The following is a 15,281-nucleotide window of genomic DNA, read 5'->3' as shown; positions in this document are numbered from 1 at the left end:
GATAGATCAATGAAATTGCACGAGAAGGTAATACTGGTAACCGGTGGGTCCACCGGTATTGGCAAGGCATCCTGCAGGCTTCTTGCCTCTAATGGAGCCACTGTGATATTTACCGGCAGAAGGAAAAGCGCAGGAGAGGAATGTGAAGCAGAGCTAAAGGAAGATAAGCTGAATGTACGCTTTGTTCCCTGCGATATATCATCAGCTGAGCAACTGGATGAATTGTTCAAGCTCATTCAGAGTGACTACTCCAATCTCCATGCCGCCTTCAATAACGCAGGAATCGACGGGGAAAAAGCCGAAATTCTGCATGCTCAGCAAAGCGACTGGGATGAAATTATCGGGGTGAATCTCACCGGCACATTTATGCTGGTTCAACGTGAACTACAGATGATGCTCCCCCGGGGAAGTGGAAGCATAGTGAACATGTCCAGTGTATGCGGAAGCATTGCCCGGAAGGGGAGGGTAGCATACAACGCCAGCCGGCACGGTGTGGAGGCTATTACCAAAACCGCCGCTCTGGAGTATGCTTCCTCCGGCATCCGGATAAACGCGGTAGCCCCGGGGTCAGTACGGACAGATATTTTTCTCAGAAGCACCGGCGGGGACCCCAAGAAACAAGCCATGTATAATGCGGGGCATCCTCTGGGAAGAGTGGGGGAGCCGGAAGAAATTGCCGAAGCGGTTCTATGGTTGATGACCGATGCACCTGAATTTATGGTTGGGCATACGCTCATGCTGGACGGCGGATTTACACTTCAATAAAACGGACACTATTTTTATTCTATAATCCCGTGGAGAAGTTCTCCCGTCAAATCTCTTCGTTTACTGTCTCTAAGCCCTCTGCCGGTGTAGCTGCTTCGAACCTTGCATTGTCGAAGGATCTTCAGACTTTCGTAAATACGCTCAGTACTCAGCTTTGAACCCGAGAGAATCGGAGAAAGCAGGAGATTGATTTGCCGGTTGATATTCAGGCTGATCTGGTGTTTCCAGGGCAGGAGACCCGCTGTAGCATACAACTGAGCAGATTGCCGTTGAATATATCTGGCTGAGGATTCGGAAAGAGATTGTCGAATAATATCACTGCGGTAAGTCAACAATGCCTCGCTCAAAGACGCCCGTCTGCGCAACCATTCAATCTGGGGTTTTATAACTCGCTCAATAACGATTTGGAACCCGGCGAATAGTGATACGCCGATTACAATTTCCCCAATCATACATACTCCCTATACAATGTAGTATAGATTTTTACATTACATTAATAAATGACTAATTTTGGCTATTTTCTTTTTCCAGCTCTTCATGACGATAAAACCAGCGGATTTTCTCAATGAGCTGTTGTTTGGTATTTACATTGAGCTTCTTCCGCATAGATTTGAGGTGATTTCTGAATGTTTCAGGAGATATATTCATTCTCCAGGCAAGCTCTTTATCGGTCTCAGGATATTTCATAAGGAGCTTCCCCACTTCCAGCTCCCTGCGGGAGAATCCAGCCTGTTCAAGATCGACCTCCTCACCCCGGAACTCTTTCAGCTTATCCCGGTATTCAATATCCTTCTTTCGCAGAGTTTGAATCCATTGCCATTCACCCAGGGAAAATGCCACGAAGAAAAAGAACACGAAAGCCATTACGTTTATACCGGCGCTAAAATGGGCGTTTCCGAAAAATGAAATAAGAATCAGTACATAGATGAGAAGAATGATTATTACAGACTTCAGTATGAAATGTTTCTGCAGATATCCGTATTTATACAACAGATAGATTGTGAGAAGCATGAACCCCATGCCGTAAATATTCTCCGGTCCGTCAATAATAGAAATGGCGGCGATTGCGAAGAGAAATATAAGCTGAGATACCTGTAAGGTTTTGCCTCCGAAAAATTGGAGAAGCGAAAAGTACAACAGTCCTATTGCCGGTAAAATGAATATTGGTTCTTTCACGATCTGCCCGGTGAATCCATGTTCATCCACAAAGAACCAGGTATTCATAACCGTAACAATAAGACCAAAACCGATGAACAGCAGGTTGATTCGCTTCTCCATTCTTACTCTCTAAGCTTGGGACTCACCCAAAAATCAGCTGCATTCGAGTGAGCCGTCAATATCCTGTATTATTCCAGAAGGACATGGTAGTCACCACAGATAAGGCAAATACCGCATCCAGGCGCATGGCCTGAGCCTTGTTAATTACCTTCATCAGTTGTTCCTTTGCAGAAGAAAAATCCCATGCACCATTGTTCAAGGGATTGTACTTATTCTTTGCCAGGTCTTCCTCTTTGTCCGCCTGGTAGTCCTGAAGCATAACCAGCGATGCGAGAGCCAAACCTTTTTCCACAACTTCCTGATTGCCTTTCCGCATGATATTGTGAAAGGGCTGAAGACGGGAAAGAATATTTTTGTCATTCTCAGGGTGGTGGAGAAAAAGGTCCCGACCGCCATTACGCTCAGCCATATATACCACAACATTCATGAAACCGGTACCCTCCGGATTGGGACATTCTGCGAATTTGGGGAGAAGTCCGAACATGCGGATCAGCTTATTTTTCTTCATCGCTTCCGTTTCTTCATCCGTGAGCCTCAACGCCCGTTGTGCCCGACTGACTATTGATTCCCAGAGGTGCATTTCCTCTTCCAGCAAGTCATCTTTGAAGTCATTCATATGAACTCCTCTATAATAATAGGATGATCTTACTATTAAACGCCTGGGCTTCTATCTCAAGCACATAATACAGGACTGTACGTGAATTAGCTAAAATTGGTCATAGAGAAAATGGGGGGATACCCGGGTTTTAGACCTTCGTCGGTTTAGCCTGATGAGCCTTTCACATGGCTGTAGATCAGCTTACATCGTTTTCGTCCAGACCAAAGCTCTCCCTGGCATGTTGCACTCCCAGCGGTTCAACATGAATCAGGACATCCCTTACCTCGGGAATCCGCTTCTTAATCCTGTTTTCCACCTTGTTGGCAAGGGCGTGTCCTTCTTGTACGCTCAGTTCCGCATTAACCTCGATATCCAGATCCACCAGCAGATGGGTGTTGATCTTTCGGATTCTTGCACGGTGAGGGTGATGCACACCCGCTACTTCCCGTACTGCCCTGAAAAGGGTTTTGTATACCTCAGGATTATCCAAGCCATCCATTAATTCTTCAGATGTTTCCAAAAATATGCCCACACCGCTTTTGATAATTATGGCGCTGATCCCCAGAGCCAGAAGACGGTCAAGAATCGGCAGGTGAAGCAGCTGGCTCAACACCACGCCGAGGAGAACGGTAGCACTTAGCAGAACATCATTCCTCATATTTTGGGCATCTGCTTTCAACATGGGAGAATTAATGCGGCGGCCAAGCCTTCCTTTGTATAGTGCCAAGGCAATTTTCCCTGCAATACTGAACAGGGTGACATAGAGGGCCGCTTCACCGGGTATGCTTAGTGGGTCTCCGTTAATTAGATGTGTAATGGTACTAATGAATAACTGAATTCCTGCAAACGTAATGGTGAAAGAAAGGAGTTTGGTTGCTATTGTTTCAGCACGCTGATGCCCGTAAGGATGTTCCCGATCCGGTGGTTTATTTGCGATGGATGCAGTAAACAGCCCGATGGCGCTGGTAATAATATCGGTGGCGGAATCTATGCCATCACCGATTACGGCCAGACTGTTGGTAAACATACCCACCGTGATTTTCGCTCCTGCAAGAATTCCATTGCCGATAATACCAACTATGCCGGCGCTGCGTAAGGATGATTCACGATTTTGGTCATTTTGATGTTCCCCATGCATGGGTGTCAGTTTATCGGTTCAGATAAAAAAATGCGATAGCTTGCAGGTTATTATTTTTTCTGGGGCCGGACGCGGTCGGTGGCCGCTGCGTGCAGGGGATCCTCCGGCCAATAATGTTTAGGATACCTTCCTCTGAGCTCCTTTCGCACTTCCGGATAGGTTGTATTCCAGAAATTACTCATATCGGAGGTTATCTGAACCGGACGTCCTGCCGGGGAAAGGAGTTCAATCTCAAGGGGGACTCCCGCAATTGTGGGGGTCTTCCGCATCCCGAACAACTGCTGTATTCTGGCATCCAGAATTACCCGTCCCTTTTCATATCTCAGCGTACGCCTTGAACCGCTGGGCAATTCGAGAGCCCGGGGAACCTGTATTTCAAACTCTGCTGCCGCATCCCATGGTATCATCGATTTGAGAACCGAGACCATTGAAATATGTTGAAGACAGTGTGGATCGGGATGTGCCGGGAGAAAAGATGGCAGCCATTGCTCTGCAGTATCCGCCAGGTGGGTATCGGAAGGGTTGGGCCACGGCTGGGAACTGAGATACGATCCTGCATAAAGATCAAAAATAAACTGTATTCTGGCTTGCAGCTCCCTCGCATGTTGGGTCCAATTGAAAAGTCTCATCCCTTCCCTATGCACAAGATTTGTCAGTGCCCGTTCCAGATTTTCAATGCTATTGATGTTCAGCGGAGTTGGTGCAAGCTCAATCTTTCCCAGATATCTCTTCTGTCGTGCAGAGAGGGAGCCGTTCCGGTACAGCAGTTCATCCGCATATTGGGCTTGCTGCCGGATCAGCGTATCCACTTCATGCTCTTCAAGCGCAGCTGCCAGAAATATGCTGCCTCCCGCAGCCCTGCGGTGGAGAACCGGAGCCGCAATCCATTCCGGAGAAAATGAACGGTCGCCGCTTTTCATTGCATAGCTGCCCCCTGAGATAAGAGTGTAGCTTCCGTTCCCCGTTTTTCGGGCGAGCCGACTGGGATATGCTTCCATGAGTAATCCGGCGGGGCTTACTTCCTCATTGCCTGAACGATTCTCCCCGTCTTCTCCTCGTTCGCCCAGGAATCTGGATGCTGCTTTAACAAGACGCCCAACTTCCCGGCGAATCTCCTTCAAGGTGCCCGGATGAATCTCCTTCAAGGTGCCCGGAAGAATCTCATCGGCCGGGGGGGCAAAACGACCCTCACTGTGTAGGGCATTCTCAAGTATCTCCAGCCGCGGGTACAGATCGGCTCCGTGCTCTCTGCGGGCTTCGGAAGTGAAGGGATCTCCCATCTCTATTATGGCGGAAATAATTGCCGCACGTTGGAGCAGTGGAGCCCCTCCTTTTCTGTACGCAGTAATGCACATGGCGGCAAGCCGGGGTTCAAGGGGCAGGGCATGGATTATTTTACCGTGTTTGGTGATGCTGCCTGAACTGTTCAATGCGCCGAGTGATCTCAGACGTTCCATGGCTTCAGGTATGCGCTGAGCGGGTGGGGGGTCGGGCCAGGTATATGCGGAGGGATCGCTTTGTCCCCATGCCGCAAGGTGTAACAGAAGACTGCTGAGTTCAATATTACCGATTTCCGGTGAATGAAAGTCATCAAGCTGCTCAGATTCACTCCAGAGACGCACGGCGTACCCTGCCTCCAGACGGCCTGCCCGACCGGCGCGCTGTATTGCGGATGCTTTACTAATGCGCCGGGTATGCAGCCGATTGATGCCCATGGAGTCATCGTATACCGAGCTTCGTTGTTCACCTGAATCGATGACGCAGGTGATTCCCTCTATGGTGAGGCTGGTTTCGGCAATATTGGTGGCAATGACAATCTTGCGCGTCCCCTCAGAAGGCGCAGCAAGGGCTATCCGCTGCTGCCGGGAACTCAGGCGGGAATAGAGGGGGTGTAAAACGATATGTGAATCTTCAGCGGGAAGAATTGATTTGAGTATTGATTCGGCGTTGCGAATTTCCCGCTCTCCGGGGAGAAAAATAAGAATACCGCCGTGTGTCCTGGAAAGCATGGAAACTGCCGTCTGTGCTGCGTGACGTGGGATCTCTCTGCCGGGAGGGCAGGGGTTGTACGAAATATCAACTGGAAACAGCCTGCCTTCGGCGGAAAGGAGAGGAATTTTGCTGCCGTCCAGACCGGCGTGATTCATTGTTGCGGACATGATCAGTAAGCGTAAATCAGGTCGAAGGGCTTCCATGCTTTCTCGAATAAATACATAGCTCAAGTCTGCCTGAACGGACCGTTCATGAAACTCATCCAGGATCACGGCTGCGCATTCAGGTAATTCCGGGTTCTGAATGATCTTTTGGACAAAAATCCCTTCGGTCATTACCAGAATGTCGGGGTTTTCAGGGACTCTCTGATCAGTTTTGGTTATCCAGCCGATGGCCGTCCCAGGTCCTGCCAGTTCAGCCAAGCGGCGGGCAACCGCCCGTGCGGCAGCTCTCCTGGGCTGAAGCAGAAAAATGGTTCTGTTCTGACGCCAATGACTGTTCAGAATATAGAGGGGTACCAGAGTGGATTTGCCTGAGCCCGGCGCTGCCTGAATAATAGCCGCGGTTGAATCGTGTAATGTTTCAATAATCCGCTTCCGGATTTTCTCTACCGGATAATGTGGCAGATTTGGTAGTTGCTGTTTCATGGGAGGGTGAAAAAAGCTTCATCCCCGGGCATCGTACACTGTCCAGCGACAGGACTCTGCGGGGGATGAAGCATTAAGAAGGAAGGGCTCAGGATGCTTCGCCTTCTTCCTCGGTATCGGTGGAGGATGTTTCCGGTCCATTCACCGTGTACTCTTCTTTCAGGGTTTCAATATAAGATGTGATGGCTTCCTGCTCCTGTTCCTGGGCAAGATAATTGCTGATTGATTCCTTCACCTCTTCGTATGGGGCGGTTCCGGCCTCATTCTTCTCGCTTACCTTGATGATATGATATCCGAACTGTGTCTGAACAATCTCACTAACTTCACCTTCTTCAAGAGCAAAAGCTGCTTCTTCAAAGGGGGGAACCATGTCTCCCCGGGAGAAGCTGCCCAGACTGCCGCCTTGGGCTGCGCTGGGACCTTCGGAATACTCTTCTGCCAATGCGGCGAAGTCTTCACCGGCCTCAATTTTTGCTGCAACCTCTTCAATTTTTTCCAGAGCTTCCCGGCCTTCTTCTTCACCGGCATCTTCTGACAGTTGAACAAGAATGTGACTGGCGGTAATTGATTCGGGGCTTTCAAAGAACTGAGGGTTCTCTTCATAGAAGGTCTCCATCTCATTTTCCTTGATGTTGATTTTGCTGATGACCTCTTCCTCCAAAAACTGCTGAATGAGGAGGAACTCCTCCATTTCCGCCTGAAACGATTCAATGGTATAGCCCTGCTGGGAGAGAACTTCACTGAAGCCATCCTCATCGGGAAACTGTGAGCGTACCCGTTCCATTTCAGAGTCCATGATCCCATCTTCAAGGCTGGTTCCGGCATTTTGGGCTGCTTTATAAAGGATCTTCCGTTCGATTAACTGAGTGCGGACATTTTCGGCGAGCTGAGCCCGTTGCTCATCATTTACGGTCTGTCCCTGAGCCTCATACTGTGAAATGGTGCGGTCAACCTGTGTATCAATCTCATCCTGGCTAATGCTGATGCTTTTATCAGCAGCTGAGCACCCGCTGAATATCATGACTGCCGCCAGCAGTGCCGGGGCGGTAAAACGAAATACTGATTTCATAAAATCCTGTCCTAATACGTGTGAATTGTCCGGGTCGTATCCCCTTCCATGTACCATGGAACGGAGAACCGGTAAAGTGAATACTGTACCAATAAAAAGTTTCTTCGGCTACCGTTACAACATCGGCTTTACACAGCCTGCGAACCCACTTTACTTGATTCCTGCGAAGATACATGAGAATGTTAACTATGATTCTAAGCGGTGAGTTCCTGTATCGGAGATTCAGCAGGAGAGCACAGCGAATTCCGATGTTCCGGGGGGATCAGTTTCCCGGGAGGAGTATACACATGAAAAATACCACCCCTACACCTGTTCTTTCGTTTTCAGACCGCAGAAATATCACAGCGTCTTCTGCCTATTCGATAATGCTAATTCTGCTGGCGGCACTCACGCTGCTTTTCACGGCCTGCGCCACCCCGGAGGTTCGGGCAGTTCGGCGGGGAGATATTGAAGATCTTGAAAAATATCTGGCCAAAGGCGGAGATGTGAACGAACCCCAACGGGACGGACGCACCCTGTTGCATGTGGCCGCAGAATACGGACAGAGTGAAAGCCTGGAATATCTTCTTGCCAACGGTGCCGATCCTGATCCCAGGGATCCGGCGGGTGTCACACCCTTTTATATAACCATGGCTATCGGAAGAGTAGATATGGGGCGAACCCTCCTGGAAGCCGGCGCCGATTTAAGAACCGAAACTTCCGAGCTCCGCACCCCCCTCTTCCCTGCGGCTGCGGGGGGACACACCGCCGCAGTAGACTTTCTTCTTGATTTTGGACTTAACCCCGATCACCGGGATTCCCGGGGCAGAAATCCCCTGCATATGCTGGAAAGCAACAGTCTCAGCGGAATTGCAGGTACGCTTATGACTGCCGGTGCAGACCCGCTTGCAGTGAGCACACAGGGCGCAGAACTGCCGGTGCACGTAGCCGCAACCGCTGGTGCCCATGAATTGCTTGAGTTGTATGTTCAATTTACCACTCCTGAAATTCTTACCGCGGAGGACAGTAACGGAGATCGTCCCCTCCACCGCTCTATGAATTCATCAGTCAGCTCACAGGCTTCCCTGCGTACCATGGATTCCATACTCTCTCTGGGTGCAGACCCCGCAATTGAAGACGGTGACGGCAGACTCCCAGTACGCATCGCAGTTGAGGAGATGGAGGCCCGTCATCTCCAGCTGTTAATCGGCTACGGTGCCCCAATTCCCCGGTATGTTCGTGACGGACGTCCGGGAAAGGGCGTTCAGCGTACAGGTTTACTTCATATTGCAGCCAGAAGGGGCAAGGATGATATTGGGCGCTTACTTCTCGAACGGGGGACTGACCCGGATCTGATAGATGACGATGGCGATACCGCTTTGATGATCGCAGTAAGGGAGGAGAAAGATCCATTTTTCCGATTACTGATTCAGTACAACGCCAATCCGAACATCTTCGATTTGGATGGCAAATCTCCACTCCTGGTGGCATTGAATAGAAGCAGTCTTGAAAGCGAAGGGTTGAATTCAATGAGTGAAACCCTGATTCAGCGCGGGGCCGTACTTCCCAATAATTCCTCCCTCCTGTTACCGCTGCTGGAAAATGCAGTGGATAATGAAAACATTGATGTGGCCCGACTGCTGTTCAACCGGGGGCTTTCCGGGGCCTCCGCTGGGGAAGACGGCGAACCTCTCATTTTTACTGCGGTACGCAATGCAGATGCGGAAATGCTCGAACTTTTGCTGATTGCCGGCGCCGACCCCAATGCTCGGAATGAAGAAGGGCTTACTCCGATAATGCTCTTGGGAGATAATACCAAGTTGGGGCACATCCGGGATATTCTTATTCGCTCTGGGGCTTTCGACCCTGATGAGGAAGAATCCGAAGAAGAAAGCAGCGAGGAAAGCAGCGAAGAATCTGAAAATCCAACCAAAACCGGCGGTTGAGAGCATGCTCCAGAGCAGAAAGAGGATAGGAGGAAAAATGGTGTATTGTAAGCCTCAGGCATTAAAGAAAGGAGACCGGATCGCAGTGATCTCCCCTTCCGCCGGTCTTCCCTCGCTGTTTCCTCATATCTTTGATGAAGGGATTAAAAATCTTCAAGAGCTCGGTTTAGATCCGGTAGAGTTTCCTACAGCACGCATGGATGCTCAAACATTGTATGAGAACCCTTTACTACGAGCAGAGGATGTAAACTCAGCCTTCGCAGACTCGTCTATACGGGGGATTATCTCCAGCATCGGTGGAAGTGATGCCATCCGTATTCTTCCGTATCTGCACCTGGACATGATTCGGGAAAACCCCAAATTCATGATGGGGTATTCAGATTTTACCAGCCTCCATAGCTGGATACATCAACAGGGGATAATCACCTTTAACGGACCTTCAATAATGGCCGGCTTCTCTCAACTGAAATCATTTTCACAAGACTATCAGAACTATCTTCGTCAATTTCTTTTTGAGCAATGGAATGAATTTGAGCTGCCAGATTTTCCATCTTATAGCAACGGATACCCCGACTGGCGGAAAATCGAAAATCGGGGAAAAATTTTGGCATCCGGCACAGATGGGGGTAGACGCTGGCTCCAGGGATCAACCATTTCGGAGGGCCGACTCTTTGGAGGTTGTATTGAGGTTTTGGAGATGAATAAAGGAACCGACTACTGGCCCCATAAAGAGTTTTGGAATAACCGGGTGCTTTTTCTGGAAACCAGTGAAGAAAAACCCCCCGTGGATTATGTGCGATACTCCTTACGAAACTACGGTGCCATGGGAGCTCTGGAGCGGATCTCCGGTCTTCTTATTTCCCGTCCCAGGGATTACAGTCAGAAGGAGAAAGAGCAGCTTGACTCTGCTGTACTTTCGGTTGTGAACGGCGAATTCGGCTGCAAAGATCTAAATGTGGTGAGCAATATGAGTTTCGGTCATACTGACCCCCAGGTCATTTTGCCCCAGGGGGCATGTGTGCGATTGAACCCCGCCGATTCAACTTTAACAATTACAGAAACTGTTTTTAGCTGATGTACGATCCATATGACTTCAATTAGGTATTCGATCGCTCTTTGGATGTCCGGGTGTAGGCTGGATGTTCGGGTGTAGGCGGGATGTTCGGATCCGGTGAGAACCGGACCCCCGATGATCATTCGCTGGAAACCTTCAGATCATTCTTAACGTCAACCTCTTCCTGGGTGTTCACCCTAACGATCTCCACAGCCCGTTTCGATTCGGCTTCGCTTTTAACCCTTCCAATGATGTGAATACCGCCCCCGCTGCCTTCATCACTTTTGTAATCAATTGAGATATTCGTTGAGCTCTCCCGGGATATCTGGGGATCGTCGGTGATAGCCTGTTGCAAATAATTTTCCAGATCGTTCTTCTTCATTTCATCCCATCGGGTTGCTGAGAATGCGGCGAAAATTCCCGGTGGTGCCGTTTCGTATCCTGAATTCAATGGGGTATTCATATGATCCTCCTTTGGATTACTGATACCATAAATTTACTAATCTCTGTGGGAAGTATCAAATTTGCGTGTTCGTATACCAGGAGAGTTGCCAATTTCATTTCTCATCGCCAACTGAAGCTACAAAAATGTATTAGTAAATACTAAAATATACAGATACGTATTAAAAGATACATAATGCCACCGAAAAGTCATAAATGAAGATCTCGGTTGAGTCAGTTGCTACGAAAATCTCAGCATATGTAAGAATCATATAAACTTTTATTCTGCAAGTACATACTTCGAAATTTGAATCTTCTCACTGGACAGCGGCTAAAGATTCTTTGAAGTGAAAGGTATTCTGGCACATATATTGCAAAGTCTTATTGGAATAAGCATCCGCCGAAGCCTGGGTGCGTGTAGTATCTGCACCTATACGGCGGTATTTCAGGGAGGAAGCGTGAAGGTGCTTGTGGTGGATGATTCAACCATTATTCGCAAAAAGATTACTCAGGTTCTCAGACAGAATCCGGAAATTCAAGAGATCGCTACTGCGGGGAACGGTACACAGGCTTTGGAGTGTTTTGCTACCCTCTGTCCAGATATTGTCACTCTGGATATCACCATGCCTGAGATGGATGGTCTCAGCTGCCTACGAATAATGATGGATCAAAACCCCGAGTGCATGGTTCTCATAATTTCCGCACTGAATGATGTGGAAACCGGATTAAAGGCTCTGAAACTGGGGGCAAAAGGATACATCAATAAACCGTTCCGGAATGGAGAGCTGCTTCGGGAAATCAGCCGTATGGGGAATCCCGGGTGACACGGGATCTGTTGAGCAGTCAGCAGCTGTGAAGGGAGTGTGATTCTATGGAAGCACGAGAAATGCAGGCATTTATAAATGTAATTACAGCGTACTTTGAACAGGTAAGCGGTGAACCTGCGCGAATGGGTGTGCCCTATGTGAGGATTTCAAATGATCAGGACCTTTCTTTTACGGGGATTATCGCAGTTTCCGGTTGCAGGCGGGGAGGTATTTATTTCACATCGGGATTGAGTATGCTCAGCGAGCTTGCTGTTGAACTCCTGGGAGAACCTGTCCCTGAGCAAGAACTGGGTGACCTTGCAGGTGAAGTTACAAATACAATTTCCGGCAACCTGCGCAAGACATTCGGAAGCGATTACATGATTTCAGTGCCGGTTATCATCAGGGATTCCATGGAGAGCATCCGCCATCATCTGACTCATCCGGTCATTATGATCCCAATTGAATGGCGAAAAAATAGAGCACTTCTGGCAATAGGTTTTGAGTAGGAGAGAGTTGTGACAGCAGATTTGATTGATATTCTTTGGGTTTTATTCGCATCCCTTCTTGTGTTTATTATGCAGGCCGGATTCGCCATGGTGGAATCGGGGATGACCAGGTCAAAAAATTCCATCAATGTGGCCATCAAAAATCTTACGGATTTGGGTGTTTCCTTCCTGGCCTTCTGGCTCTTTGGTTTTGCACTTATGTTTGGAACAAGTGAAAACGGCTTTGCCGGTACCACCGGCTTTTTTCTGAACCTGTCCCTTGAAGATAATCCTATGTGGACCGGAGTTTTCTTTCTTTTTCAATCCATGTTTTGCTCTACAGCAGCGACAATAGTCTCCGGTGCAGTGGCAGAGCGGATGAAATATGCTTCGTATATTATATCTACAATTCTCTTGGCAGCTTTGATTTATCCCATTTTCGGCCACTGGAGCTGGGGAAGTTTTTGGCAGGGCGGCGGTCAGGGATGGTTGGAGGCCATGGGATTCGTGGATTTTGCCGGAAGCACCGTCGTACACGGTGTGGGCGGGTGGATTGCGCTGGCCGCATTGATCATTTTAGGCCCCCGCAATGGCCGGTTTCCTGAGCCCGGGACCCGGGAGACGGAAGGGGTGCGGAGCAGAAGTATTCCAGCGAGCAATATTCCTATGGTGGTTTTAGGAGTTATTCTTCTCTGGTTCGGATGGTTCGGGTTCAACGGGGGGTCCACCTTGGCCCTGACGGAAAACGTACCATCAATTCTGGTGAATACCGCATTATCAGCTTCCGCCGGGATGGTGGGCGCACTGGCATTGGGATGGCCTTATTTCCGCCGACCGGATGTAAATTTGGTATTAAATGGCGCACTTGCCGGTTTGGTGGCAATTACCGCCAACGCTCATGCTGTAACTGAGTTCCAGTCGGTAATCATTGGGTTTATAGGAGGAGCAATTATGTTTTCAAGCAGCCGCCTCCTGGAAATTTATCGGATAGATGATGCCGTAGGTGCGATTCCCGTTCATCTTTTCGCCGGGATATGGGGGACCCTTGCCGTGGCCCTTTTTGGTGATCCGGCGATTCTCGGGACGGGACTGCCATTCTGGGAGCAGCTGCTTGTTCAGGCACTGGGGATCGGTATATCCGCTGCATGGAGTTTCGTGGCCGCGATTCTCCTTTTGTGGAGCATCAACAAAGTATGGCCTCTGAGAGTTCCCGCGGACCATGAGCATGCAGGTTTGAATATCTCAGAACATGGAGCATCCACTGAAACTCATGATTTCTTTCGGGTTCTGGAAGAACAGGCCATCACCGGAAATATGGGACTACGTGCTCCTGTTGAACCCTTTACAGAAGTGGGGCAGATTGCAGAACGGTATAATTCGGTGCTGGATAAACTGGAAAACAGTACCATGGCCAGAGATGAGTTCATTCAGTTTCTCAGCAACATCAATGACGGTATCTTGGTAGTGGATATTGAAGGTTGCATTGCCCCCTACTATTCCCTCGCTGCTGAAAAGATCTTAAAGACATACAGGCTTGAAGGTCGGCATATACAGGATATCTTCGGATCCATATTACCCAAAGATATATATAGCCAATTTACCGATTTTTTTGAGCTGCTTTTTCAAGACCAGATTGATGCTTCGACCCTGATGAAAATGAATCCCATGCGGAAGGTGGAAACGTTCTTCGACAATGGTGAAGGGAACATTGTCTCCAAATTTTTAGATGTTTCATTCATTCAATTAGAGCGGGAAAAGGATGAAGCCAGAATTATGCTCGTTATATCGGATATTACCGAAGAAGAGGAACTCAGTAGAGCAGTCCAGGAATCCAAGAATGTGCATGAGAGCAATATGGAGCTGTTTTATCGGCTGATTCATGTGGATCCGGGAGTATTGCTGGATTTTATCAGCTCAAGTGAAGAACATCTTGGCAGTATAAATGATGTGTTACGGGAGGAGGGGACCCTGGATTCCCGTTTTCAGCGCATATTCAACCTCATACACAGCATCAAGGGCGATGCTCAGACGATCGGACTTGATCTGGTAGCCGATGAGGCCCACCGTATTGAGGATTCCATGCAGGAACTGAAAAAAACTCCCCGGTTAAAAAACTCTGACTTTTTGGAGTTGGCAGTCGGCGTCTCACATCTTCAGAAAATGATAACCCGTTGCAAAGAGCTTGTACAACGCCTGCAAAACTTTCAAACAGGGTATCTGCGCCTTAATGGAAAAGCCCAGCCGGATAATCCTGACCAGAGTGGGTCCAGGTTAGTCAGTTCACTGGACGCACTCGTGCAGCGGCTCTCAAAGGATGCAGGGTTTGATGTGCATCTCGATGTTACCGACTTTCACGACGATCGGATTCCCCGGGTTTTTGAAAAATCTCTGAAAGATATTTTTATTCAGCTGATAAGGAACAGTTTCACCCATGGTTTTGAGGACGCATTGCTACGTAGAGCTCAGGGAAAACCTATAACCGCCAGCATTAAAATCTTTTCCGCCATAGAGGACGGCGAACTGCTGATCAGTTTTAGAGATGACGGTGGGGGAATCAACTTTTCTACCTTAAGCGATACCCTTCTCAGGGATGGAATTATCAGCCCCGGGAAGGCGGCCTCCATGAATCAGAGGGAACTGCTGAACTACCTCTTTGAACCTGGAGTAAGTACCTTGGAACATGCCCACCATTCGGGCGGCAGGGGAGTGGGGCTCAGCAGGGTACAGGATATTCTGAAAGAATTACGGGGCCGTCTCAGAGTGAAAAGCAGAAAGGGTGAATTTTGTGAGTTTATTATGCGCCTACCCGTTCATAAAGGGGCTGAGGTGGAAACTGCAGCAGCTAGACCATAAATAATGCCCCAAAGAATGTGGAAACAGCCTCAGCCGCCCCCGGCCTGCACCTAACCCCCACAACAACCATACTGCACACACAATCCAATTCTGACCTACATGTCACGCCGCAATAAACTTCGGTACATACCTGCCAAGCGCCCCTCCGGGAATCTTCCACTTCATCCGCCAGGTTTTCTCCATCTCACTGTCGATGTTCAGTTTGCTCAAAAACGGCCTGCTGGACA

At 48.9% G+C, this 15,281-nt stretch carries 13 protein-coding genes; 6 read left to right on the top strand and 7 right to left on the bottom strand.

The genetic code is table 11. The features are described from left to right. The first annotated feature begins 9 nt into the window (after positions 1-9). Entirely contained in the window at positions 10-765 is a 756-nt protein-coding gene (locus tag AC52PS_RS13645; RefSeq protein ID WP_495563629.1) for an SDR family NAD(P)-dependent oxidoreductase, read from the top strand. Positions 766-779: 14 nt separating this feature from the next. Here the strand turns inward: AC52PS_RS13645 and AC52PS_RS13640 are convergent, their stop codons facing one another. The 6 genes from AC52PS_RS13640 to AC52PS_RS13615 all read right to left on the bottom strand — a co-directional run bounded on the left by AC52PS_RS13640 (position 780) and on the right by AC52PS_RS13615 (position 7,487). Beyond that, a complete protein-coding gene (locus tag AC52PS_RS13640) occupies positions 780-1,217 on the bottom strand; it encodes a hypothetical protein (protein WP_495563628.1) in 438 nt (145 codons plus the stop codon). A gap of 52 nt (positions 1,218-1,269) precedes the next feature. After that, positions 1,270-2,043, bottom strand: coding sequence for a helix-turn-helix transcriptional regulator (locus tag AC52PS_RS13635; protein WP_495563627.1), 774 nt, complete (start codon positions 2,041-2,043; stop codon positions 1,270-1,272). 55 nt (positions 2,044-2,098) lie between these two features. After that, the gene (locus tag AC52PS_RS13630; RefSeq protein ID WP_495563626.1) at positions 2,099-2,659 is read right to left on the bottom strand and encodes a hypothetical protein; all 561 of its coding nucleotides are present in this window, start codon (positions 2,657-2,659) and stop codon (positions 2,099-2,101) included. A gap of 178 nt (positions 2,660-2,837) precedes the next feature. After that, positions 2,838-3,779: a cation diffusion facilitator family transporter gene (locus AC52PS_RS13625; RefSeq protein WP_495563625.1), complete on the bottom strand. Its 942-nt coding sequence runs from the start codon at positions 3,777-3,779 to the stop codon at positions 2,838-2,840. A gap of 50 nt (positions 3,780-3,829) precedes the next feature. Further along, positions 3,830-6,418 carry an ATP-dependent helicase HrpB gene (gene hrpB / locus AC52PS_RS13620; protein ID WP_495563624.1) on the bottom strand — a complete coding sequence of 863 codons (2,589 nt, stop codon included), beginning with the start codon at positions 6,416-6,418 and terminating at the stop codon, positions 3,830-3,832. 88 nt (positions 6,419-6,506) lie between these two features. Continuing rightward, entirely contained in the window at positions 6,507-7,487 is a 981-nt protein-coding gene (locus AC52PS_RS13615) for a peptidylprolyl isomerase (RefSeq protein ID WP_495563623.1), read from the bottom strand. Positions 7,488-7,774: 287 nt separating this feature from the next. Here AC52PS_RS13615 and AC52PS_RS13610 point away from each other — a divergent pair, with 287 nt between their 5' ends. After that, a complete protein-coding gene (locus tag AC52PS_RS13610) occupies positions 7,775-9,412 on the top strand; it encodes an ankyrin repeat domain-containing protein (RefSeq protein WP_495563622.1) in 1,638 nt (545 codons plus the stop codon). Positions 9,413-9,449: 37 nt separating this feature from the next. Then, the gene (locus tag AC52PS_RS13605) at positions 9,450-10,487 is read left to right on the top strand and encodes a S66 family peptidase (protein ID WP_495563621.1); all 1,038 of its coding nucleotides are present in this window, start codon (positions 9,450-9,452) and stop codon (positions 10,485-10,487) included. Between the two features lie 118 nt (positions 10,488-10,605). Here the strand turns inward: AC52PS_RS13605 and AC52PS_RS13600 are convergent, their stop codons facing one another. Next, a complete protein-coding gene (locus AC52PS_RS13600; protein WP_495563620.1) occupies positions 10,606-10,929 on the bottom strand; it encodes a hypothetical protein in 324 nt (107 codons plus the stop codon). 349 nt (positions 10,930-11,278) lie between these two features. On the opposite strand from AC52PS_RS13600, the gene AC52PS_RS13595 reads away from it, so the two are divergent. The 3 genes from AC52PS_RS13595 to amt are packed head-to-tail and all read left to right on the top strand — an operon-like array spanning position 11,279 to position 15,054. Beyond that, positions 11,279-11,731, top strand: coding sequence for a response regulator (locus tag AC52PS_RS13595; protein ID WP_495563619.1), 453 nt, complete (start codon positions 11,279-11,281; stop codon positions 11,729-11,731). 47 nt (positions 11,732-11,778) lie between these two features. Then, positions 11,779-12,222, top strand: coding sequence for a chemotaxis protein CheX (locus tag AC52PS_RS13590; RefSeq protein ID WP_495563618.1), 444 nt, complete (start codon positions 11,779-11,781; stop codon positions 12,220-12,222). A 9-nt stretch (positions 12,223-12,231) separates the two neighbouring features. Further along, positions 12,232-15,054 carry an ammonium transporter gene (amt, locus tag AC52PS_RS13585; protein ID WP_495563617.1) on the top strand — a complete coding sequence of 941 codons (2,823 nt, stop codon included), beginning with the start codon at positions 12,232-12,234 and terminating at the stop codon, positions 15,052-15,054. The last annotated feature ends 227 nt before the right edge of the window (positions 15,055-15,281 follow it).

The sequence above is a fragment of the Salinispira sp. genome, from assembly GCF_059431795.1.
The sequence above is the reverse complement of the archived record's forward strand: the minus strand, read 5'-3'. Positions and strand labels throughout refer to the sequence as shown.